18 protein-coding genes are annotated in these 23,606 nt (G+C 62.9%); 8 read left to right on the top strand and 10 right to left on the bottom strand.

The window, feature by feature from the left end; genetic code table 11:
• Window positions 1–41: 41 nt before the first annotated feature.
• Both glgP and JAO73_RS02510 read right to left on the bottom strand, forming a co-directional pair.
• Complete coding sequence (gene glgP / locus JAO73_RS02515; protein WP_198975580.1) at window positions 42–1,694, bottom strand: alpha-glucan family phosphorylase; 1,653 nt, start codon at window positions 1,692–1,694, stop codon at window positions 42–44.
• Window positions 1,695–1,925: 231 nt separating this feature from the next.
• On the bottom strand, window positions 1,926–2,381 hold the full coding sequence (locus JAO73_RS02510; protein WP_198975579.1) for a PA2169 family four-helix-bundle protein: 456 nt from the start codon (window positions 2,379–2,381) through the stop codon (window positions 1,926–1,928).
• 307 nt (window positions 2,382–2,688) lie between these two features.
• Here JAO73_RS02510 and JAO73_RS02505 point away from each other — a divergent pair, with 307 nt between their 5' ends.
• From JAO73_RS02505 to JAO73_RS02490, 4 genes are all read left to right on the top strand, one after another.
• The gene (locus tag JAO73_RS02505) at window positions 2,689–4,566 is read left to right on the top strand and encodes an alpha-amylase family glycosyl hydrolase (RefSeq protein WP_198975578.1); all 1,878 of its coding nucleotides are present in this window, start codon (window positions 2,689–2,691) and stop codon (window positions 4,564–4,566) included.
• Window positions 4,567–4,678: 112 nt separating this feature from the next.
• Window positions 4,679–5,386 (top strand): SDR family oxidoreductase, encoded by a 708-nt coding sequence (locus tag JAO73_RS02500; protein WP_198975577.1) that lies wholly within the window; start codon window positions 4,679–4,681, stop codon window positions 5,384–5,386.
• 97 nt (window positions 5,387–5,483) lie between these two features.
• Entirely contained in the window at window positions 5,484–7,304 is a 1,821-nt protein-coding gene (locus JAO73_RS02495; protein ID WP_198975576.1) for an alpha-amylase family glycosyl hydrolase, read from the top strand.
• A 106-nt stretch (window positions 7,305–7,410) separates the two neighbouring features.
• Window positions 7,411–8,823: an MFS transporter gene (locus JAO73_RS02490; protein WP_198975575.1), complete on the top strand. Its 1,413-nt coding sequence runs from the start codon at window positions 7,411–7,413 to the stop codon at window positions 8,821–8,823.
• Window positions 8,824–8,894: 71 nt separating this feature from the next.
• Here the strand turns inward: JAO73_RS02490 and JAO73_RS02485 are convergent, their stop codons facing one another.
• From JAO73_RS02485 to thrA, 6 genes are all read right to left on the bottom strand, one after another.
• Window positions 8,895–10,196: a protoporphyrinogen/coproporphyrinogen oxidase gene (locus JAO73_RS02485; RefSeq protein ID WP_198975574.1), complete on the bottom strand. Its 1,302-nt coding sequence runs from the start codon at window positions 10,194–10,196 to the stop codon at window positions 8,895–8,897.
• 39 nt (window positions 10,197–10,235) lie between these two features.
• Window positions 10,236–11,468 carry a toxin-antitoxin system YwqK family antitoxin gene (locus JAO73_RS02480; protein WP_198975573.1) on the bottom strand — a complete coding sequence of 411 codons (1,233 nt, stop codon included), beginning with the start codon at window positions 11,466–11,468 and terminating at the stop codon, window positions 10,236–10,238.
• A 79-nt stretch (window positions 11,469–11,547) separates the two neighbouring features.
• Window positions 11,548–12,231 carry a c-type heme family protein gene (locus JAO73_RS02475; protein ID WP_198975572.1) on the bottom strand — a complete coding sequence of 228 codons (684 nt, stop codon included), beginning with the start codon at window positions 12,229–12,231 and terminating at the stop codon, window positions 11,548–11,550.
• Between the two features lie 68 nt (window positions 12,232–12,299).
• Window positions 12,300–13,595 (bottom strand): threonine synthase, encoded by a 1,296-nt coding sequence (gene thrC, locus JAO73_RS02470; protein ID WP_198975571.1) that lies wholly within the window; start codon window positions 13,593–13,595, stop codon window positions 12,300–12,302.
• Window positions 13,596–13,605: 10 nt separating this feature from the next.
• Window positions 13,606–14,535: a homoserine kinase gene (locus tag JAO73_RS02465; RefSeq protein ID WP_198975570.1), complete on the bottom strand. Its 930-nt coding sequence runs from the start codon at window positions 14,533–14,535 to the stop codon at window positions 13,606–13,608.
• Between the two features lie 82 nt (window positions 14,536–14,617).
• Window positions 14,618–17,062 (bottom strand): bifunctional aspartate kinase/homoserine dehydrogenase I, encoded by a 2,445-nt coding sequence (gene thrA, locus JAO73_RS02460; protein WP_198975569.1) that lies wholly within the window; start codon window positions 17,060–17,062, stop codon window positions 14,618–14,620.
• A gap of 114 nt (window positions 17,063–17,176) precedes the next feature.
• On the opposite strand from thrA, the gene prfA reads away from it, so the two are divergent.
• Entirely contained in the window at window positions 17,177–18,250 is a 1,074-nt protein-coding gene (gene prfA, locus JAO73_RS02455) for a peptide chain release factor 1 (RefSeq protein ID WP_198975568.1), read from the top strand.
• 105 nt (window positions 18,251–18,355) lie between these two features.
• Window positions 18,356–19,900 carry a hypothetical protein gene (locus JAO73_RS02450; RefSeq protein ID WP_198975567.1) on the top strand — a complete coding sequence of 515 codons (1,545 nt, stop codon included), beginning with the start codon at window positions 18,356–18,358 and terminating at the stop codon, window positions 19,898–19,900.
• 24 nt (window positions 19,901–19,924) lie between these two features.
• Here the strand turns inward: JAO73_RS02450 and JAO73_RS02445 are convergent, their stop codons facing one another.
• Together JAO73_RS02445 and gpmI are read right to left on the bottom strand one after the other, a co-directional pair.
• Window positions 19,925–20,515: a hypothetical protein gene (locus JAO73_RS02445; protein ID WP_198975566.1), complete on the bottom strand. Its 591-nt coding sequence runs from the start codon at window positions 20,513–20,515 to the stop codon at window positions 19,925–19,927.
• Window positions 20,508–22,049 carry a 2,3-bisphosphoglycerate-independent phosphoglycerate mutase gene (gene gpmI, locus JAO73_RS02440; protein ID WP_198975565.1) on the bottom strand — a complete coding sequence of 514 codons (1,542 nt, stop codon included), beginning with the start codon at window positions 22,047–22,049 and terminating at the stop codon, window positions 20,508–20,510. The genes JAO73_RS02445 and gpmI overlap by 8 nt, the downstream gene beginning before the upstream one ends.
• A gap of 185 nt (window positions 22,050–22,234) precedes the next feature.
• On the opposite strand from gpmI, the gene JAO73_RS02435 reads away from it, so the two are divergent.
• Both JAO73_RS02435 and nadC read left to right on the top strand, forming a co-directional pair.
• The gene (locus tag JAO73_RS02435) at window positions 22,235–22,636 is read left to right on the top strand and encodes a DUF4783 domain-containing protein (protein WP_190926821.1); all 402 of its coding nucleotides are present in this window, start codon (window positions 22,235–22,237) and stop codon (window positions 22,634–22,636) included.
• Between the two features lie 78 nt (window positions 22,637–22,714).
• Complete coding sequence (nadC, locus tag JAO73_RS02430; RefSeq protein ID WP_198975564.1) at window positions 22,715–23,581, top strand: carboxylating nicotinate-nucleotide diphosphorylase; 867 nt, start codon at window positions 22,715–22,717, stop codon at window positions 23,579–23,581.
• Window positions 23,582–23,606 lie beyond the last annotated feature (25 nt).

Below are 23,606 nucleotides of genomic sequence, written 5' to 3'. Positions count from 1 at the left end.
GGATGACAGCTGACCTCTAGTGGGCCAACCGTCCCGCTTGCTTACGCTTTATACAGCAGCTCGTAGTACTCCTTGGCCATGCGGCCGCTCTCAAACTCGGGCTCCACGTCCTTCATGGCGGTTTTCACCACTTTCAGGAAGTTTTTGGGCTGGTCGTAATACAGCGGCAGCACGGTGTTTTCGAGCACGTCGAGCAAGGTGGTGGCTTCCTGGTCGTCCTTCACGTTTTCGGGCAGGTTTTCATCGGCGTGGGCGATGAGGAAACCGTTTTCGCCGTCGCGGCAGAACTCCGGAATCCAGCCGTCGGCAATGCTCAGGTTCACGCTGCCGTTCATGGCGGCGGTCATGCCGCTGGTGCCGCTGGCCTCGCGCGGAAAGCGGGGCGTGTTCAGCCAGATGTCGGAGCCCTTCTTGAGGGCCGCCGACAGGCCCAGCTCGTAGCCCGTGAGCACGGCGCAATTCGGCAGGCTGGCGGTGCGCTTGATGATGTCGTTGAACAAGGCCACCGCACCGAAATCCTTCGGGTAGGGCTTGCCGGCCCAAATCATCTGGATGGGGCGCTGGGTGTTGCGGGCCAGCTCCACGAAGCGCTCGAAATGGCGCAGAATGAGGTCGGCGCGCTTGTAGCCGGCAAAGCGGCGGGCCCACACGATGGTGATGACGCTGGGGTCGAACACGTTGCCGGTCTGGTCGGCCACAATCTTGAAGAGCTCCTTTTTCAGCTCCTGCTTGCGGGCCAGCAAGTCGGCGTCGCTCTTGCCCTTGAGAGCGGCAGCCAGTTGCGGGTCGCGCCAGTAGGTGCCGTTCTGGCTGTTGGTGATGGGGATGATGGGGCAAATGCCTTCGTAATGGCCCCACATTTCGTTGGCCACGCGGCCGTGCACCTTGCTCACGGCGTTGGCCTTGCGCGCAAAGCGCAGGGCCGTGAGCGTGTAGTTCAGGGCGTCGCCCTCGCCGATGCGGGCCACGCGGCGCACTTCCTCCTCGGGCATGGTGCCGAAGAAGGTCATGTCCGTCAGCAGCTTCATGGGGCGCTCCTCGTTGCCGGCCAGCTCGGGCGTGTGCGTGGTGAACACCAGGCGCTTCTGCACTTCGGCCAGGTCGCGGCCGTGCTTTTCGTAGAGGTAGAACGCCAGCGGCAGGCCGTGGCCCTCGTTGAGGTGGTACACGTCGGTTTTGCGGCCGAGCTCATCGAGCAGCTTGCCGCCGCCCACGCCCAGCAGGATGCTCTGGGCCACGCGGGCCGCGGCGTCCGGGTCGTAGAGGTGGTGCGAGATGGTGCGCGAGATGTAGTCGTTCTCCGGAATGTCGGTGGTGAGGAAGAACATCGGCACGGTGCCGAACACCTCGGGGGCCAGGTACAGGGCCTTCACCTGCACGTCGGCGCCGTGAATGGTGAGGGGAAACACGATGCCCGTGTCTTGCAGAAACGAGTAGTGCTTCTGGCGGAACTCGGCGCGCATGGTCTGGTCTTCGGCGCGGCCCTGGTCGTAGTAACCGAAGCTCCACAAGATGCTGATACCCACCAGGTTTTGCTTCAGCTCGAAGCCCGAGCGCATGTGCGAGCCGGCCAGAAAGCCCAGGCCGCCGGAGTAGGTTTTCAGGGCCTGGTCGACGGCGAACTCCATCGAGAAATACGCCGCAGCCGTCTTGTATTTGGCGGCGGGCGCGTAAGGTTTGAACGTAAAAGCCATAGAAAAACGCAGTGCCAGCCGGGGCTGGCATTAGAAGAAATGCGGGGTGAAAAGTAAAAATGCTACCAGCCAAGCCGTAGCGAAACGAAGCCGCAATGTGCAAACGTTTCGACAAATAACGTGGAAGCTCAATATTAAGCTTGCTCTGCAAACGCACGCTGTCTGAGCTTAAGAAGCTCGTTCTTAAGCCACAACTGACTTAGCGCAAATGCCCTGGCTGCTGGCCAACGCCTAGCCCACGCTGGCCACGCCTTTGAGCTGCTGCAGCTTGCGCAGGGTTTCCTGCGAGGTCTGGTGCTGGCGCTCCACGGCCTGGCGGGCGGCCCCGGCCAGCTCCGACGATTCCAGCGCCTCGGTGTAGGCCTTAATGGCCCATTCTTCGCCGTAGATGTTAGAGTCCAGAATGCTGGCCTCGCTGCGGTTGGTGACAATGGCTTTGGCATCCATGAAGCCGCGGTAGAACTTGCCTTTGAGCGTGGTGCTGCTTTCGGCGTCGCCGCCGGCGGCTTTGGCAAACCCGTTCAGCTCGCTCACAAACTGTTCGCTTTGCTGCACCAGCTGCTGGTAGTAGGCTTGGTTCTGGGCGTCTTTGGTTTCGTGGGCGGCGGTTTTGTAGCCTTCGATGCGGTCGTTGACGAACAGGGTCAACTCGTTGAGGGCATCAGCTAGTTTGGAGTTTTCGGCCATGGGCGTGCGGGGGTGGTTTGGAAGGGGTAATAGTTGCGCGGGAGCGAGCCGGCGGGCGGGCTCCGGCAACATTTCCTAACGAGGGCAGGCAAAGCCGAGTTGGGAACAATCTGCTAATCATTCGATAAATACCAAATCGGGGCCGGAAGCCGGACACCTCTTCTGCCCGCCAAACCAGCCACCTCTCCCACCCGCTGCCGGTTTGGGGGGCGCCGTTGCCTGGCCCACCGCCCTTCTTCTGCGAGGTTCATATCGCCAAAATCGTACTTTTGGTGCGCAAACGTTTCCACTGGTCGCACTGCCTCCCATGAAAGTCCCTCATTTGTTACTGGTTGCGGCATTCGCGCTGGCCGCCGCTTCCCCGCTTTTGGCCAAAACGATGGCGCCGCCCGCCGCTGCCACCAAAGCGCCGACTGGCGTTCGCATCGACCCTACCTACTGGTGGGTGGGCATGAAAAACCCCAAGCTACAGTTGCTGGTGCACGCGCCGGGCGTGGGCGCCAGCGCCGCCAGCCTGGCTTCGTATGCTGGCGTGACGCTGGAAGGCACCCAAAAGCTGGAGAACCCCAACTACCTGATGGTCAACCTAAACGTAAGCTCTGAAGCCCGGCCGGGCCAGCTCAAGCTCACCTTCAAAGGGACCAAAACGCTGAACTACAGCTACGAGCTGCGCGCCCGCAACACCGACCCGCAACGCACGCAGGGCCTCACGCAGGCCGACTTCATCTACATGCTGATGCCGGACCGGTTTGCCAACGGCGACCTGAAGAACGACGTGGTGAAGGGCACCCGCGCCCCCCGCGTGGCCCGCGACTCGATGTACGCCCGCCACGGCGGCGACCTGAAGGGCATTGCCAACCACTTCGCCTATTTCAAGCAGCTGGGGGCCACGGCCATCTGGCCCACGCCCATCGTCGAAAACGACATGCCCAAGGCCAGCTACCACGGCTACGCCGTGACGGACTGCTACAAGATTGACCCGCGCTACGGCTCCAACGCCGAGTATCAGCAGTTTGTGAAGGACGCGCACGCGCAGGGGCTGAAAGTGGTGCAGGACATTGTGCTGAACCACTGGGGCAGCTACCACCACTTGTTTCTGAACAAGCCGGCGGCCGACTGGTTCCACCAGTTTCCCACCTTCACGCGCAGCAACTACAATGCCTTCGCCCTCAACGACCCGCACGGCTCCAAGCGCGACTACCAACTGTTCAACGACGGCTGGTTCGATACCACGATGCCGGACGTGAACCAGAGCAACCCGCTGGTTTCCACCTATGTGATTCAGAACTTCCTGTGGTGGGTGGAGTCGACGGGCATCGACGGCTACCGCATCGACACCTATCCCTATTCCGACCCGCAGTTCCTCATGGCCTTTGGCCAAGCCATTGGCGACGAATACCCCAAGCTGGCGCAGTTTGGCGAAGCCTGGGAAGGCACCGAGGCCGAGCAGGCGTTCTACGCCCAGAACATCCTGCCGCCGGTGAATGGCTTTAAGTCCAACTTGCCCGGCGTGCTCGATTTTCAAATCAGCTTCGCGATTTCGGACGCACTCAAGACTGAAAACGGCGACTTGAGCAAGCTCTACCACGCCCTGCAGGCCGACTGGCTGTACGTGGACGCCACCCGCAACGTGCCCTTCCTCGACAACCACGACATGAGCCGCTTCTATTCGGTGATTGGCGAAGATTTCAACAAGTTCAAGACGGGCATTGCCTGGCTGCTCACGCTGCGCGGCACCCCGCAGCTGTACTACGGCACCGAGGTGCTGATGAAGAATTTCTCGAACCCCGACGGCAAGGTGCGCGAAGACTTCCCCGGCGGCTGGGCCGGCGACAAGCTGAACTACTTTGTGACGCGGCCCGGGCAGGCGGGCGAGGCCTTCGACTACGTGAGCAAGCTGGCCAACTACCGCAAAACGCACCCCGTGCTGAGCAGCGGCAAGCTGATGCAATTCATCCCGCAGGACGGCGTGTACACGTATTTCCGCTACAACGACGCCGGCGAGTGCGTGATGATTATCGCCAACAACACCAAGGACGCGAAGAAGGTGGACGGCACACGCTTCGCCGAGCGGACGGATGGTTTCTCTTCCGGGGTGGAGGTGGTGAGCGGGGCGACTATCAGCGACCTGAAGACGCTGAACGTGCCGGCGCACACGGCCTGGGTGCTGGAACTGCGGAAATAGTGCACGGCCCGGTGAGGGCTAAAGAAGTTTCGCAAAGTCTGACGTTGTAACTTCAATTGGCCCGCACGAAAACCTGGCGAACCTTTTCTTACCCCCGCGAACCCTTGCGCCCATGACCGACCTCACCGACCAAGTAGCCATCGTGTCCGGCGCCAGCCGCGGCATCGGCAAAGCCATTGCGCTGCTCCTGGCCCTGCAGGGTGCCAAAGTGGTGGCCGTGGCCCGCAGCGAGCAGGAGCTCGAAGACCTGACCCACAAAACCCGGGGCCTGTGCATCGTGGCCGACATTGCCGACGAGGAAGACGCCCAGCACGTGGTGGCCGAAACCCTGCGCCACTACGGCCGCCTCGACATCCTCGTCTGCAACGCCGGGGTGGGTTCTTTCAACGAATTAGAGCACTTTGAAGCCGCCGAGTGGGACCGGATTTTTGACACCAACGTGAAGGGCACGTTTTTGCTCTGCAAAGCCGCCGTGCCTCATTTCAAGCAGCAGAAGCGCGGCCACATCGTGGGCATCACCTCCGACGTGGCCCGGCGCAGCTTCGCGCACGGCACGGCCTACGGCGCCAGCAAGTTTGCCCAAGATGCCGTGCTGGCCAGCCTGCGCAAAGAGGTGCGGCCCCACGGCGTGAAGGTGAGCACCATCTACCCCGGCCTAGTCGACACTTATTTCAACGACACCAAACCGGGCAGCCCAGAAGCCGAGAAAACCCACCTGCGCCCCGCCGACGTGGCCCAGGCCGTGCGCTACGTGCTGGAGGCCCCCGCCCACGTGGTGGTCGACGAGCTGATGCTGCATCCGCTGACGCAGGAATGGTAGCCTGGCAGTGAACAGTTATCAGTGAGCAGTTAATAACGCGCTCGGATTAATAACTGCTCACTGATAACTGTTCACTGACCTATTATCTTGCCGCATCATGAAACAACTGTTGCTGGCTGGCAGCCTCCTCACCCTGGCTGCATTCGCTTTGCCCAACCCGCCCGTGGCCAAAAAACCCACCGCCCAGGACCCCAACACCACCGCGGAAGTCCCCCAGGACAACAAGCTCGTCATCTACCAGGTGATGACGCGGCTGTTCGGCAACAAAGTGGCCCTGAACAAGCCCTACGGCACCATCACGGAGAACGGCTGCGGCAAGTTCAACGACATCACCGACAAGGCCCTCGACGAAATCAAGAAGCTGGGCGTGAGCCACGTGTGGTACACCGGCGTGCTGGAGCACGCCACCATGACGGACTACACCTCGCAGGGCATTCCGGCCGACGACGCCGACGTGGTGAAGGGCCGCGCGGGCTCGCCCTACGCCATCAAGGACTACTACGACGTGGCCCCCGACCTGGCCGTGACGGTGAAAAACCGCATGCCCGAGTACGAAGCCCTCATCAAGCGCACCCACGACCACGGGCTGAAGGTGCTCATGGACTTCATCCCGAACCACGTGGCCCGCTCCTACAAGTCGGACGCCAAGCCCCAGGGCGTGGTGGACCTGGGCGCGATGGACGATAAAACCAAGGCCTTCGCGCCGAACAACAACTTTTATTACCTGCCCGGCAAGAGCTTCGTGGTGCCGCCCGACTACAACCCGCTGGGCCCCGGCAAAGGCCCGCGTGAAGACGGCAAATACACCGAAACGCCCGCCCGCGCCACCGGCAACGACGTGTTTTCGGCAACGCCCAGCGTGAACGACTGGTTCGAGACCATCAAGCTGAACTACGGCGTGGACTACCAGAACGGCCGCAAGGGCTACTTCGCGCCCGTGCCCGACACCTGGAAGAAGATGCGCGACATCCTGGTATTTTGGGCGGGCAAAAACGTGGACGGTTTCCGCTGCGACATGGCCGAAATGGTGCCCGTGGAGTTCTGGGCCTGGGTAATTCCGGAAGTGAAAAAGGCGAAGCCCGGCATCGTCTTCATCGCCGAAGCCTACAACGCCAAGGAGTACAAAACCTACCTCGACAAAGGCAAATTCGACTTTCTCTACGACAAGGTGGGGCTATACGACGGCCTGCGCAAGCTGATGACCGGCACCGGCACCACCGAGGACATCACCAAAGTGTGGAAAGAAGAAAGCAACGGCTTCTCGTCCAAAATGCTGCGCTTTTTGGAAAACCACGACGAGCAGCGCATCGCCTCCAAGGACTTTGCCACCGACCCCAAGCGCGCCGTGCCGGCCATGACCGTGACGGCCACCCTGGCCAGCGGGCCGGTGATGCTCTACTTTGGCCAGGAGGTGGGCGAGCCCGCCCACGGCGCCGAAGGCTTCAGCAGCGAAGACGGGCGCACCAGCATCTTCGATTACTGGGGCGTGCCCGAGCACCAGAAATGGATGAACCAGGGCAAATTCGACGGCGCCAAGCTCAGCCCCGAGCAGAAAGACCTGCGCCAGTTCTACGCCCGCCTGCTCACCGTCACCAGCCAGAGCGAGGCCTTGCGCAAAGGCCGCTTTTACGAACTGCAGGACGCCAATAACTTGGGCAAAGAGTACGACCAGCGCCGCATCTATTCTTACCTGCGCTACACCTCCACCCAGCAGGTGCTGGTGGTGGTCAATTTCTCGGCCGACAAAACCTACCGGCCCACCATCACCATCCCGGCCGAGGCCATGGCGACCATGGGCCTGAGCACCAAAAAATTCTACACCTACACCGACCTGCTCGACACCGACGAGCCCCGCAACGGCCTGAACCTGACGCTGGCCCCGCTGTCGGCGTACATTTTCGAGATAAAGCCGCGGTAAGGTATTCTTCTCGTAACGCGAATCATTGCACCTGAATAACGTTTGGGCTCCGTGCCGGCCCCTAGCGACCGCCCTTCTTCTCTCTCGACGCATCCCACCCCGTTTTATGGCATCAGCTGCTGCACCCTCGGCCTCCACAAGCACCCGTAAGAAGCCACGCCTGAGCTTCTGGCAAATCTGGAACATGAGCTTCGGCTTCATGGGCATTCAGTTCGGCTTCGCGCTGCAGAATGCCAACACCAGCCGCATTTTCTCCAACCTAGGCGCCAACGCCGACGACATTCCAATTCTGTGGGTGGCCGCGCCGCTCACCGGCCTCATCGTACAGCCCATCATCGGCTACCTCTCCGACCGCACCTGGAGCCCACGCTGGGGCCGGCGGCGGCCGTTTTTCCTGATTGGGGCTATTCTGGCTTCTATCGCCATGCTCATCATGCCCAATTCGCCCACGCTCTGGATTGCAGGCGGCATGCTTTGGATAATGGACGCCAGCATCAACATCTCGATGGAGCCATTCCGAGCCTTCGTGGGCGACATGCTGCCCGCCGAGCAACACACCACCGGGTTCGCCACGCAGTCGTTTTTTATTGGTGTGGGGGCCGTGGTGGCTTCGCTGCTGCCCACCATCCTCACCCACTTTGGCGTGGCCAATGAGGCAGCGGCCGGCATTGTGCCCAATTCGGTAAAGTTCTCCTATTACATCGGGGCGGCGGCATTTTTCTTGTGCGTGCTCTACACCATCTTCACCACCACGGAGTACCCGCCGGAGGACATGGCAGCCTTCGAGCGCGAGAAAAACCGCGTCACGCTGGCGCAGGGCATCAAGGAAACCTTCACCGGCATCGCGCATATGCCTAAGGTGATGAAGCAGTTGGCCTCGGTACAGTTTTTCACTTGGTTCGGACTGTTTTGCATGTGGATTTTTACCACGCTGGCCGTTACCAAGCACCTGTACCACACCACCGACAATAAATCGGCGGCCTTCAACGAGGGCGCCAACTTTGTGGGCGAAGCTTTCGCGGTGTACAACGGCGTTTCGGCCGCTTTCAGCCTGCTGCTGCCCGTCATTGCCCGTAAGTTCAGCCGCAAGCTCACCCACATGCTTTGCCTCACGGCCGGTGGCCTGGGCCTGTTGTCGATTGCCTTCATCACCGAGCCGTGGATGCTTTACGTTTCAATGATTGGCGTGGGCATCGCCTGGACCAGCATTCTGTCGGTGCCCTACGCCATGCTGGCGGGCGCCATTCCGGCCAACAAGATGGGGCACTACATGGGCGTGTTCAATGCCTTTATCGTGACGCCGCAGGTATGTGCTTCATTGGGCTTGCCCTTCATCATGAAGCAATTTCCCTCGCTCGACCCGCTGAACGTGGTGGTGCTAGGTGGTGTGCTGATGATTATCGGCGGCCTGCTCACCCTGCGCGTTTCCGACGATGAGAAAATCCGTATTCCCATTGAAGGCGAACAGGGCTTGGCTCCGGCCTACGAAAGCCCGGCCACGCCTAACCCCGCCGTATAGCCTACGGGCTGATGCCTAAAACCGTTCCCAAAGGCGGCCCGAAACGGGCCGCCTTTTTTGTTAGGTGGTTTCTACCATTTGATGATAGCCTCGGCCACTTCCCGGCCCGTGGCCAGGGCCGCGTTGAGCGACGGATAAGCGGCCCAGTCGCCGCACCGGTACAGGCGCTCGGCCAGCTTGAGGGGCTGGCGCACGGGCTGGCCCGCCAGGTACACCGGCAGCGCCGCCGCGATGCGGTAGCTGCGCAGGTGCTGCCACTGCCGGGCCGCCGGGCCAAACCACGCGGCCAATTCCTCGCGCACGCCGGCCGTGAGCTCGGCCTCGCTCAGGCTGCGCTCGCCGTGGGTGCTCACCGATATCAGCGAGCGGCCAGCCGGGGCGTAGTCGCCGCTCACGTCGGCCGGAAAGGCCACGTTGTGCGCGAGGGCGTGGGAGGAAGCATTGAGGCGCAGCAGCTTGTCGTTGCGGCCCGGCGAGTGGCCGCCGAGAGTGGCAAAATACGTGCAGGTGGTGATGCGCGCTGCCGTGGGGAAGCTGGCCGCTTCGGTGCTGACGGCATCGGCAGGGTTACCGCTGCGGCCCGCCAGCAAACGCAGGGTCGTTAGGCCGTCGGTGGCCAGCACGACTGCGCTAGCTTCCACGACCTTGCCTGAACTTAGCCGCACCTGTGAGCCGTCGACAATGGCCGCCACGGGTGCGTTGAGCTGCACCGTGCCGGCGGGCAGGCGGGCCGCCAGCTGCTCGGGGAGCTGCTGCATGCCGAGGGCCGGCACGGCGGCTTCGCCCGTCGCGAACTGCTGAAACACGAACTCAAAGAAATTGCTGGCCGTGGTGAGTTCTCGGTCCAAAAAAACACCGCCGAAAAACGGCTTGAAGAACGAGTTTATCATCTGCTCGCTCCAGCCGTAGCGCTGCAGAAACGTGAGCGTGTCGGTGGCCGGGCGGGCCAACAGCTCCTCCGGCGTGTGCTTCAGCACGTGCCGCACCAGGCTGAGAATGCGCAGCTTGTCGGGCAGCGTGCCGATGGGCGAGGCCAGCGCCGAAAACGCCGCCAAGGGCCGCTGCAACGGGTTCTCGAGGGTAGTTTCCTGGCCATCGGGCATTCGGATGACGGCGCCCGACCGAAACGCCCGCAGCTTCAGCGCACCGTAGTCGAACAGGCGCCGGGCTTCGGGGTAGTTGGTTTGCAGCACCTGAAAGCCGCGGTCGAGCCGGAAGCCCTCGGGCGTGAGGTCGGTGCGGACGCGGCCGCCCACGGCGTCGCTGGCCTCGAGCACCAGCGCCGGGCGGCCGGCGCGGTGCAGCCAGGTGGCGCACGAGAGGCCGGCCATGCCGGCGCCTATTATCACAACTGGTTTAGCAGAATCAGCCATTTTTCCTTCAACCTCCAACAGCAAAATAAAGTTGAAAACCTACGGGCGCACCGGCGGCGGGGCCTGCCCGGCCCCCTGCCCCGGCCGTATCATCAGGGAATATCGGTCAAGCCCGGCCGTGTATTCTACGGTGGCCGTGCTTTCTACGGGCACGCCGTCGAGGTGAGCCGGTTCCCAGCGCGGCAGGTTGCGCATGAGGTTGAGTAGCTGCCGCGCCGCTTCCAGGTTGGTGCCCTCCGGCTGGCTGGGTTCGTTCTGCCAGTTGCCGTGGGCATCAAGACGTACCCGGAACGACAGCACGCCCCGGTACTCGGTCAGCGGGCTCACGCCGTTGCGCCGTGTGTCTTCGATGAGGGGCCGCAGGCGCGACCACAACAGTTCCCAGTACGCCGAGGCACCGCCGCGGTAAAAAGCCGGCTTGAACAAGGTGTTCACGGCCACCACCCGGGGCTGGCAGGGAGGCTGTAGTTGAAATCGTTCGGCGGCCTCAAATGCCGCCATCGCCCAGAATTGTACCCGCGAGGCGCCGTGGTAGCGGTCCGTCTGCCCGGCGGCGGTGCGCTCCATGCCGGCTTTCACCGTGCCATCGGGGCCGTAGGTTTCCGTAATCATCCAGTTGGCCATACGGCCGTTCTTGTTGGGGCTTAGCTTCCAGACGCCCAACGGGCGGCCGCCGGCAACGGGCCCGCTAAACTCATTGCCCTCGCCCAGGTCGCGGTGCCAGATGCCCGCGCCGTTAATTACCTGCTGCTGGCCGGCCACGTCCCAGGCTTGGTGCACAGTAGGCGCCGGGTTGTTGGGCTCGTAGCTCAACACTTCGGCTAGCCGTCCGGACGGATACCATACTTTCCATTCGCCCACGCGACGGTTGGCGCGGTACTGGCCCTGCATCTGCGCCTGGCCATTGGCGTGGTAAAGCGTGAATAAGCCGTCCTTTTCGCCGTGCACGTAGCGTCCCGTCATTTGCACCGAGTCGCTGGGCCAGCGCGCGTCGCGGAAATGCCCATTGAATGAGCCACTGCCGTCGAGCCGGGTTTGGCGGCGCAGCACGGCGCAGGCGGGCTGCGCCATGCGGTAGTCGGGAGTGTAAAACAGGTTTACGCTGTCGCCTTGCACCACCCGCACGTAGGTGCTCAGCGGCGCGGTGGGGGCAGGGGCTTGGGTTAGCTGGGCCAAATCGGCGGCCGAGCGCGCCGGGGACGACTGCGCCTGGGCCAGGCTAGCCGCCAGCTGGCCTGCTACGCAAAGCAGGCCAAAACGAAAAACGAACATAAAAACGCGGTAGCTACGGTTGTGGAGCAAGGTAACAGCCGCTAAGATACCGCCTCTGCCCCCGACGCTTAAGCCGGGCTCAGAACAACTTGGGCATTTTGTGCTCCTTCCATTTTTTGCGGGTTTTCATGGTCCAGAACTCGGCCACGCCGTCGCGGCGCAGGCTGAGCTGCCAGGCGCCCATGGGCTGGCCCAGGCGGTAGCCCGTGGCCTGGTCCTGCGGAAACTGCTTCTGGATGAGGGCGTAATCGGCTTTAGACATGTCCTTGCCTACTTCGCCGTGGCAGCGCAGGCACAACGAATTGTTCAGCACAACGGGCCGCTGGTAGAAGAATACTTCCTGCGACTCGCGCCGGACCGTGCGCGCAGTGTCGGGGCTCAGTTCCTCGGGGCGCAGCTGGCCCAGGTTGGCAGGGTTGCGGGGGCGCGAACTCACGCGCCGGGTGGTGGCTTTGAGCACTTTGGCCAGCGAGTCGACGAAACGGTACGTTTCGGGCCGGCAGAAGGCGGCAGCGCGGGCCACGCCGCCCGCCGCCAGCTCGCGGGCCAGCGTTTGGCGCAGCAGCGTGTCGGCGGTGGCGGTGAGGGAATCGCCGGCCCAGCGCGCCGACTTCAGCAACTCCTTGGGCATGATGCGCTTCACCTCCCAATTCGCGGTTTCGATGCCGATGCGCTTGCTTTCCTTGAGGTGTTCGACCTGGTCGGGGCGGCAGGCCCCGAGGGCGGCCAGCATGAGCACGGCTCCGAGGCGAGCCCTTGACAAAAAAGTGAGTACGCTATTTCGAGTTGAGTGTAGCATGTTCGGTGAGGGCCAAGCCCAACGGCTCATTCCTAAGACAAAAAAGCTTTCAGTTCTTCGTAGTCAACCGCCAGGGGCACGCTTCGTTTGGCGCGGCCCTGCAGGGCCTGCACCACGTCGGGCAGCCGGATGGCGTGGCCCAGAATAGGCTCTACCACGGCGGGAAACTTCACGGGGTGCGCCGTGGCCAGAATCATGCCCGCGGCTCCGGCATGCTCGGCTTGGTAGCGGCGCAGCGCCACGTAGGCCACGGCGCCGTGCGGGTCGAGCAAATACCCTTTTTCGTTCCACACCTGCCGAATGGCGGCCACGGTCTCGTCGTCGCTCACCGTGTCGGCGCCTAGGGCGGCCCGCATCTTGCCCAAGTCGTTGTCGAACAGCTCCAGAATGCGGGCAAAGTTGCTGGGGTTGCCCACGTCCATGGCGTTGGAAAACGTGGGGATGGCCGCCCGCGGCGCAAAGGTGCCCGTGCGCAGGTAGGCCGGCACGGGCTCGTTGGCGTTGCAGGCCGCGATGAAATGCCCCAGCGGCAGCCCCGATGCCCGCGCCAGCAGCCCGGCGCAGAGATTGCCAAAGTTGCCGCTCGGCACCGCCAGCACCGGCGGCGCGACGCCCTCCGGCCACTGCTGCGCGGCAAAGCAATAGTACAGCTGCTGCGGCAGCCACCGCGCCACGTTGATGCTGTTGGCCGACGTGAGAAACCGCTTTTTGGCCAGCTCCGCGTCCTGAAACGCCTGTTTCACCAGCGACTGGCAGTCGTCGAAGGTGCCCTGCACTTCCAGCGCCGTGATGTTCTGGCCCAGCGTGGTGAGCTGCTGCTCCTGCACCGGGCTCACCTTGCCCGAGGGGTAGAGGATGACGACTTCCACGCCCGGCACGCCCAGAAAGCCGCTGGCCACGGCCCCGCCGGTGTCGCCGGACGTGGCCACCAGCACCGTCACGGGCGGGGTGTCGCCGCGCTGCGCGAAGTAGCCCAGGCAGCGGCTCATAAACCGCGCCCCCACGTCCTTAAACGCCAGCGTGGGCCCATGAAACAGCTCCAGAGCCGCCACGCCCTCGCTCACCGGCACCAGCGGAAACGCAAAATCCACCGCTTCGGCGCAGATGCGCTGTAAATCGGCCGCCGGAATGGTGTCGCCCACGTAGGGCTGCATCACGTTCAGGGCCACCGTGGCCTTGCTCAGGGTGCGCAGCTCGCGCAGGAAGCCGGGCAGGAACCTCGGAATGGTTTCGGGGAAATACAGGCCGCCGTCGGGGGCCTGCCCGGTCACGGTGGCCGTGCGAAAGTCAACCCGCGGCGACTGGTGGCGGAGGCTGTAGTACTTCATCAATCAAGGCTTATGCTGAAACCACCCGCGCGCCCTCAGTGGCCACCGGCCCTACATAGACGTGGAATTCAATCCCAAGTTCGGTGAATACCTCACCCATGGCCGTACCCACCGCTTGCGCCGTTGCTTCGGTTTTGTTCAGCATGAAAATGGACGGCCCCGAGCCCGATATGCCCCCGCCAATGGCCCCGGCGGCCAGGGCGCGCCGCCGCGCCTCGGCCAGGCCGGGAATGAGCGGCAGCCGCGCCGGCTCCACAATGTAGTCGTCGAGCGAGCGGCCTATCAGGGCATAATCCGCCGTCAGAAAGCCGGCCACCAACCCCGCCACGTTGGCCCACTGCCGCGTGGCCAGCTTCAGGGGCACATCGGCGGGCAGCACCTTGCGCGAGTCGCTGGTTTTCACTTCAATCTGGGGGTGCACCACGGCCACCCACAGCGGCGGCGCGGCCAGGGCCACGATGTCGATGGCCGGCGTCACGGCCCGCACCACCGTGAAGCCACCGAACACGGCCGGCGCGATGTTGTCGGCGTGGCGCGCGCCGGAGGCCACGGCCTCCCCTTCCATGGCAAAATCGACCAGCTCCATTTTACTGAAACGATTGCCGAGCAAGGCATTGGCCCCCACCACGGCGCCCACCGCACTGGCCGCGCTGCTGCCCACGCCACTGCCCGGCTTGATGCCCTTGGTGATTTCCACGTCGAAGCCCACGGCGTCGGGCGCGGCTTTCAGCAGGGCCAGCAGGGCCACGCCGGCCACGTTGTGCGCCGGGTTGGTGGGCAGGAGGTAGGGGTCGAGGTGCCGAAGGCGCACCCCGGGCGTGGCGCTGCGCGTGACGCGCACCGCATCGTAGGGCGCTTCGAGGGCGAGGCCGAGTACATCGAAGCCGCAGCCGAGGTTGGAAAGGGTGGCGGGGGAATGAACGAGAACGGAATCAGGCATGAGTTTTAGTGAACAGTTAACCGTGAGCAGTTAACCATGAGCCATTGCTTGTTCACTGCTCACGGTTAACTGTTCACTGATTTTAAAGCCGCGCGGCCCGGATAATGTCGGCAAACACGCCGGATGCCGTGACTTCCGCCCCGGCCCCGGCGCCCTTCACCACCAGCGGCTGGTCCACGTAGCGGTCGGTGTAGAACAGCACCACGTTGTCTTTGCCGCGCAGGTCGTAGAGGTCGTGGCCGGGCGCCACGGTTTGCAGGCCCACGCTGGCGCGGCCATCGGCGTAGCGCGCCACAAATTTCAGGCGCTTGCCGGCGGCCGCGGCTTCGTCATAGAGGGCGCGGAAATGGGCTTCGTGCGCGGCCATCTGGGCATAGAAGGCTTCCACGTCGCCTTCGAGGCAGGCCGGCGGCAGGAAACCGTTGATTTCGATGTCGCTCATTTCCATTTCCTGGCCGGCTTCGCGGGCCAGAATCAGGATTTTGCGGGCCACGTCGGTGCCGCTCAGGTCGAGGCGCGGGTCGGGCTCGGTGTAGCCTTCGGCCTGGGCCTGGCGCACCACTTCGGCAAAGGGCCGCGTGCCGTCGTAGTGGTTGAACACGAAGTTGAGCGTGCCCGAGAGCACCGCTTCCATGCGCCGCACCACGTCGCCACTGCGCGTGAGGTCGTTGAGCGTGCCGATGACGGGCAGGGCGGCGCCCACGTTGGTTTCAAACAAATAGCTGGCGTTGAACTCCTTCGACAAGCTCTTCAGGCGGGCATAATGGGCGTACTCCGACGACGCGGCCACCTTGTTGCACGCCACAATGGCCACGCTCTTCTCCAGCAAAGCCGCGTAGATGCCGGCCGCTGCGGGGTTGGCCGTCACGTCCACGAAGATGGAGTTGCGCAGGTTGCGGCCGATGATGAGCTCCTTGAACTCGTTAAGCGTCTGGGCCGGCGCCTGGGCCAGCTCGGCGGGCCAGGCGGTCAGGTCGAGGCCATTCTCGTCCACCAGGCAATGGCGGCTGTTGGCAATGGCCACCACGCGCACCTGCAGGCCCATTTTTTCGAGCAAATGAGGCTGCTGGCGGGCCAGCTGCTCCAGTAGCTTGCTGCCCACATTGCCGGGGCCGAGAATGAAGAGGTTCACCTGCTTCTTGGTGGCTTCAAAAAAGGCTTCGTGCAGTACGTTGATGGCCTTGCGCACGTCCTGCGCCCGAATCACCGTCGAAATATTCTTCTCCGAAGCACCCTGCGCAATGGCCCGAATATTCACCCCGTTCTGCCCCAGCGCGCCAAACAGCTTGCCGCTGATGCCGGGGTGGTCCTTCATGTTTTCCCCTACCAGCGCCACAATGGCCAAGTCGGTTTCGGGCCGCAGGGGCTCGATGCGGCCGGCCGCAATTTCCGTGGCAAACTCTTCGTCCACAGCTATTTTGGCCAAACCTGCATCCTGCGCATTTACCCCCACGCAAATAGAATGCTCCGACGAGCTTTGCGTGATGAGCACCACGTTGATGCGCTCGCGGGCTAGGGCCGCAAACAGCCGCATCGAAAAGCCTGGAATGCCCACCATGCCGCTGCCCTCCAGGTTCAGCAGCGTGAGGTTGCCGATGCTGGAGATGCCCTGCACCACGGCCGGCGTGCGCGGCGGCTCCACTTCCACCAGGGTACCGTAGTCGTCGGGCGCGAAGGTGTTTTTTATCCAGAGCGGAATGCCGCGCTGCATCACCGGCTGAATGGTGGGCGGGTAGAGCACCTTGGCGCCGAAGTGCGACAGCTCCATGGCTTCCTGGTAGCTGATGCGGGCAATGGGCCGGGCGCCGCGCACGAGGCGCGGGTCGGCGGTCATCATGCCGCTCACATCGGTCCAGATTTCCAGCTTTTCGGCGTCGAGGGCCGCGGCCAGCAGGGCGGCGGTGTAGTCGGAGCCGCCGCGGCCGAGCGTGGTGGCGGCGCCGTGGGCGTCGGCGGCGATGAAGCCGGGCACGACCCACACGTTGGCCGAATGATTACCGCGAAATTCGGCCACCTGCTTTTCGGTCGTGCCCATGTCCACCTCGGCCATGCCGAAGCGCGAATTGGTCCGAATCAGCTGCCGGGCATCGGCCCACACCACGTCGAGGCCGTACGCTTGGGCGGCAGTGGCGATGAGCTGCGACGACAGCAGCTCGCCGTAGCTCATGAGCCGGTCGAGGGTGCGGTTCGACAGTTCGCCGAGGGCGTAAATGCCGTCGCACAGCTGCTTCAGCTCGTCGAACTGGGCCTGGATGTGGGCAATGGCGGAGTGCTGGGCATCGGCCCCCAGCAGGTCGTGGGCCGCAGTTACGTGCCGCTCCTCTAGCTGCTGCAGGGCCTCGCGAAAGCCCTCGTTGGCTTGTTCGGCGGCCCGCCCGGCCCCAATTACGCCATCAGTCGTGCCGCCCAGGGCCGACACCACCATCACCACCGGACCTTGTTCGGCCGCTTTGGCCACGATGGCCAGCGACTTGCGGATATTCTCGGCGGAGGCCACCGACGTGCCTCCGAATTTCAACACGTGCATACACTCAGGCCGACGGGCGGCGGTTGGGTTATGATGCTGAATGAACGTCCGGCCTACATAGCGGTGTTTAGATTCAGTATCTTTGCAAACTACTGACTAAATACCGAACGCCCGATGCTGGATAAATTAGAAGCCATCAATCAACGATACGAAAACGTCAACGAGGAATTGATGCAGCCCGACGTGATGTCGGACCTGAAGCGCTATAAGGCCCTGAACAAGGAATACAAGGAACTGGGCAAGATTGTGGCCGAATACCGCAATTACCAGCAGGTGCTCAGCAACATCGAAAACGCCCGCGAAGTCATCGCCACCGAGAAGGACCAGGACTTCCGCGAGATGGCCAAGGCCGAGCTCGACGAGCTGCAGCCCGAGCAGGAGCGCCTCGAAGAAGTCATCAAGGACCTGCTGCTGCCCAAAGACCCCAACGACTCCAAGGACGTCATCATGGAAATCCGGGCCGGCGCGGGCGGCGACGAAGCCGCCATTTTTGCCGGCGACCTGCAGCGCATGTACATGCGCTTCGCCGAAAAGCAGGGCTGGAAAATGGAACTCATTGACGCCATGGAAGGCACCGCCGGCGGCTACAAGGAAATCATCGTGGGCGTGCGCGGCGAAGACGTGTACGGCAAGCTCAAGTTTGAGAGCGGCGTGCACCGCGTGCAGCGCGTGCCGGCCACCGAAACCCAGGGCCGCATTCACACCAGCGTGGCCTCGGTAGTGGTGATTCCGGAAGCCGAGGAATTCGACATCGAGCTCAACATGAGCGACATCCGCAAGGACTACTTCTGCTCCAGTGGCCCCGGCGGCCAGTCGGTAAACACGACCTACTCGGCCGTGCGCCTCACCCACTTGCCCACCGGCCTCGTGGCCCAGTGCCAGGACCAGAAATCTCAGCTCAAGAACTTCGACAAAGCTCTGGCCGTGCTGCGCTCCCGCGTGTACGAGATGGAGCTGGCCAAGAAAAACGAAGCCGACGGCGCCGTGCGCAAAAGCATGATTGGCGGCGGCGACCGCTCGGACAAAATCCGGACCTACAACTACCCGCAGGGCCGCGTGACGGACCACCGCATCGGCTACACGGTGTACAACCTGGCCAGCGTGATGGAAGGCAACGTGGACGACTTCGTGGAGCAGCTCCGCTTGGCCGAAAGCGCCGAGCGCCTGCAGGAAGGCGTGACCAAGTAAGAAGGTCCACCCCAGACAAAAGCGCCGGCACTTGCCGGCGCTTTTGCAATTTTTTCTGGTTTCATCGTTTGTTCGGCGCCCCGGCCCGCGAGCCTGTTATCCTCTATGCGCTACCTCTTCCCGCTGTTTCTCATCCTGAGTTGCCTGCTCACCTTCCTGCCCGGCTGCGAGCCCAAGGAAGACCTGATTCAGACCTCGGGCAGCCTGGAAATGGGGGCCGACACGGTGCTGTTCGACACGGTGTTCACCACCATCAAAACCGTGACCAAGCGCGTGTGGGTGTACAACCGCAACGGCGGCGCGGTGAAAACCGATGTGAGCCTGGCCGGCCTGGCGGGCAACACCTACTCGCTGATTATCAACGGCGACGCGGGCCCGATGGTGAACAACGTCACCGTGCGGGGCAACGACAGCCTGCTGGTGTTAGTGCGCGCCACCCTGGGCGACAACGGGCAGGCCACGGTGGCCAAGAAGTTTCTGGTGGAAGACGAGGTGCGCTTCCGCACCAACGGCAACGACCAGAAAGTGAAGCTGGTGGCGTACGGGCAAAATGCGTATTTCCACCGGGCCCTTGCCATCACGGGCAATCGTACGGAAATCTGGCGCAGCGACAAGCCCCATGTTATCATCAACTCCCTTTACCGGCAAACGGCCCCGAATCCGGATGTGGTCATCGGCGTGTACGTGGAAGCGGGCTCTACGCTCCAGATTGAGCCGGGCACCAAAGTCTATTGCCATGCGGGCGCGACCATTCAGGTAAACGGCACGCTGAAAATCAATGCGTTGGCGGCTCTTGCGCCGGGCGACACCACGGCCGCCAAACAAGCCACGGTACGCTTTCAGGGCGACCGGTTGGAGCCATTCTACAATGACGTTCCCGGCCAATGGGGGGGCATTTTCTTTACCTCGACCAGCCGCGGCAACGTCATCAAGTTTGCCGAAATCAAGAACGCAAACTTTGGCGTGTCGCTGCTAAACGTGGAAAACCGTACCCCACAGCCCGACCTGCAGCTGGAAAACGTGGTGCTGCGCAACATCTCCGGCTCGAACCCCAACTACGTGGGCACGGGCCTGCCGCCGGGCGGCATCATTGGCGTGCTCAGCACTATCACGGCCACCAATTGCCTGCTTACCAACTGCGGCGAGTATGCCGTGCTGGGCTACGGCGGCACATTCAATCTCAATTTCTGCACCGTCGCCAACTACACCCCCGCCTTCCGACGCGAAACCGCTTCGCTTAGCTTTTCCAACGCCTTAGAAGATGCCAAGGGCAACATCCAGAAGTTTCCGCTGGTCCTCAACCTGACCAATAGCATAGTGTGGGGTTCGTACGACAACGAATTGCTTCTGGAGAACAATGCTGACCCCAACTACACCGTCAACGTGCGCAACACCTTGTTGCGAACCACCGACTACCAAGCCGCAACGAATGCCCCCGATAAACCGGGCCTGGGCGCTCCCGGCCTGGCCAATTTGGTCAACGTACAAGACCCGCTTTTCAAGCGCACGTCCCTGACCAGCAGCAAGCCCGACTACCGACTGCAGGATACTTCCCCGGCCAAAAAACGAGTTCCTGTCAGCACTCCCGCCACCGATATTCTGAACCTGCGCCGCTCCCAGCCAGCCACCAGCTTGGGCGCCTACGACTAGCCCCCGCACATGCGGCCCGCGAGGCTACTGCACCTGCCCGGCCGCCGAATACCGCAGCGTATCGAACAGCACCAACTTCTGGGTGCCCTGCACTTCATAGCTACTGAGCTGCCCGTTTTGTAGCTGGAACCGCAGCTGCTTTTGTGCCGAGAAAAGCGGGTTGTCCTGCTCGATGGTGGCCGAAACTTCCTGCGGCACCGCTCCTTGCTGCACCACCGAGAGCAGAGCCACCGGCGCATTGGGCTGACCGGGGCGGCGGGTGTAGGTGCGGCGCAGGGCGCCGCCGGGCAGCGCCACCGAATCCAGGGAGTAGGCCCCGCGCAGGGCGGCTTTGTTGATGTCGGCCTGAAACAGAATCTGGAGCTCATCGGCCCATTTCACGGCGGGCACGCGCACGGTTTCGACGGCGCCGCCGCGCAGGCTCACGCGCTTGGTCACGGCGGCGTGGCGCTGGTCGAGCTGCTCTACTTGCCGGGTCAGCAGGCCTTTCACGTCGAAATACAGGGGCCGCCGCGGCGCGGGCGCCGCCGGGCCGGCGTCGCCGCAGGCCGCCACGAGCAAGCCCGCGCTACTCCATAGCAACGCCCCAATCCATTCCTTGCCCCGCTTATGCATTCGGCGCGGCAGGACGAAGGATGCTTTGGCCCGTCATTTCCAGCGGCTTGGGCACGCCCATCAGCTCTAGGATGGTGGGCGCCAGGTCGCCGAGCTTGCCATCGGCCAGGGTGCCGCGGTAGTCGTTGTCGACCAGAATGCAGGGCACCAGGTTGGTGGTGTGCGCGGTGTTGGGCGAGCCGTCAGCGTTGCGCATGTACTCGGCATTGCCGTGGTCGGCGATGATGATGCTGGCGTAGCCATTGGCCAGGGCGGTTTCTACCACGGCCTGCGCACACTGGTCGGTGGTTTCCACTGCTTTAACTACAGCTTCAAACACACCGGTGTGGCCCACCATGTCGGGGTTGGCAAAGTTGAGCACCACAAAATCGGCAGCTTTGGCCTGCAGCTCCGGTATTAGCGCGTCGCGCAGGTCGGCGGCGCTCATTTCGGGCTGCAGGTCGTAGGTGGCCACCTTGGGCGAGGGCCGCAGGATGCGCTTTTCGCCCACAAACTCGTTCTCGCGGCCGCCGGAGAAGAAGAACGTCACGTGCGGGTACTTCTCCGTCTCGGCAATGCGAATCTGGGTTTTGCCGTAGGCGGCCAGCACCTCGCCCAGCGTGTTGTTGAGGTTGTCCTTCTCGAAAATAGGCGTGACGCCCAGGAAGGTGTCGTCGTAGTTGGTGAGCGTGAGGTAGTGCAGGTTCAGCCGGTGCATTTGAAACGCATTCATGTCCTGCTGCGTCAGCACTTCCGTGATTTCGCGGCCCCGGTCGGTGCGGAAATTGAAGCACAGCACCACGTCGCCCTCCTGAATGGTGGCCAGCGGCTGGCCGTCGGCGCCGGTTTTCACGATGGGCTTCAGGAACTCGTCGGTCACGCCGTCCTTGTATTGCTCCTGCACGCTCTGAATCAGGTTTTGCGAGGGCGTGCCCACGCCGTTCACCAGCAGGTCGTAGGCCACTTTCACCCGCTCCCAGCGGCGGTCGCGGTCCATGGCGTAGTAGCGGCCCACCACCGACGCGATTTTGGCGCCGTTGCGCTCGTTGTGCTGCTCCAGGTCGTTGATGAAGCGCACGCCGCTCTTGGGGTCGGTGTCGCGGCCGTCGGTGAAGGCGTGCACGAAAACGCGGCGCACGCCGGCTTCGTGGGCAATGGTGCACAGGGCCTTCACGTGGTCGATGTGCGAGTGCACGCCGCCGTCGCTCAGCAAACCGATGAGGTGCAAGGGCTTGTCATTGGCCGTGGCGTACTCAAAGGCTTTCACCAGCGCGGGCATCTGGCCTAGCTTGCGCTCCCGAATGCTCTTGCCGATGCGCACCAGCTCCTGGTCGACCACCCGGCCGGCCCCGATGTTCATGTGGCCCACCTCGGAATTGCCCATCTGGCCCTCGGGCAGGCCCACGGCCTCGCCCGATGCCTGCAACGTGCTGTGCGGATACCGCTGCAACAGCGCGTGATAGAACGGCGTATTAGCGGCATCCACCGCCGATGCGGCCGTGTTCGGGGCAATGCCCCACCCGTCCAAAATCACCAACAAAACCTGCTTATTCATGGCGCGAAGATACGGCCGGCCCGCCCATGGGTTGGAATTATCTATCTTCGCGGCCGCTTGGCCTTGTTTTTCTTTCTGTTAAGTTTACCTGCGAACTTTACAGGCTGCAACACGCGCCTGCTTTTTTATCCTGGCACCATTTTCGCTTCAATTCTGCCGCGTATGACGCACTTATTACCCCGATAATGAAACGCTATTTGTTTAGAACGTTATTTTTAAGCTGGCTATTCCTGCTGGGCCTGGGTGCAGCCCACGCGCAGTCTGATAACCTCGGGGCCGTGCGCGCCGCCTTGCGCAACGGCTCTTCCCGCGAGCTGTCGCAGTACTTTGCCCCCACCGTGGAGATTGGGTTCGACGGCGACAAGCAGAGCTACAACTCCACGCAGGCCGAGATTGTGATGAAGGACATCTTCGCCAAGAACGCGCCCAGCACGTTTGAGTTTATCCACCAGGGCCAGAGCCAAGAGGGCATTCAATACGCCATCGGGCGCTACACCGGCAAGAGCGGCACCTACCGCCTGTTTGTGAAGCTAAAGCCTTCGCGCGGGGCCCCGCTGATTGATACGCTGGACTTTACCAAAGAATAAGCCCGAAGCCCCGACCTGATTAGGCCGGGGCTTTTTGTTTGGCTTTCGCCACCGCCGCAAGGGCCGTACCTTTGCGCCGTGCAAACCCCACCCGCTTCCTACCTCACGCCCGAGGCCCTGACCACTTTCATTCGCACGGCGCTGGCCGAGGACGTGGGCGACGGCGACCACTCCGCCTTGGCGTCCATTCCGGCCGAGGCGCGCAACCGCGCCCACTTGCTGGTGAAGGGCGAAGGCCTGCTGGCCGGCATGGCGCTGGCCCCGCTGATTTTTGCCGAAGTTGACCCTGCCCTGACCATGACGCCACTGCTGGCCGACGGCACGCCCGTGAAGCACGGCGACATCGCCTTCACGGTGGAGGGCCCGGCCCGCAGCATCCTCACTGCCGAGCGGCTGGTGCTGAACTGCATGCAGCGCATGAGCGGCATTGCCACCTACACGGCCCACCTGAACAATTTGATTGCGGGAACCCACGCCAAGCTGCTCGACACGCGCAAAACCACGCCCAACTTCCGGCTGTGCGAGAAGTGGGCCGTGCTCATCGGCGGCGGCGTGAACCACCGCTACGGGCTGTTCGACATGATTATTCTGAAGGACAACCACGTGGACTACGCCGGCGGCATTGCGCAGGCCATTGCCGCCACCCACGCCTACCTGGAGAAAACGGGCCGGCAACTGCCCATCGAAATCGAAACCCGCTCCTTAGAGGAAGTGCAGCAGGCGCTGGATGCCGGTGGCATCACGCGCATCATGCTCGACAACATGCGGCCGGAGCTGCTGCGCGAGGCCGTGGCCCTGGTGGCCGGGCGCTACCCCACCGAGGCCAGCGGCGGCATCACCGAGCAAACCATTGCCGACGTGGCCCGCACCGGCGTCGACTACATCTCCGTGGGCGCCCTGACCCATTCGGTTAAGAGCTTGGATTTGAGCTTGAAAGCGTATTAAAAAAATATAAGCCCGTCGTGCTGCG

This window comes from Hymenobacter miniatus (assembly GCF_016427455.1).
Lineage (GTDB): Bacteria > Bacteroidota > Bacteroidia > Cytophagales > Hymenobacteraceae > Hymenobacter > Hymenobacter armeniacus.
The sequence above is the reverse complement of the archived record's forward strand: the minus strand, read 5'-3'. Positions and strand labels throughout refer to the sequence as shown.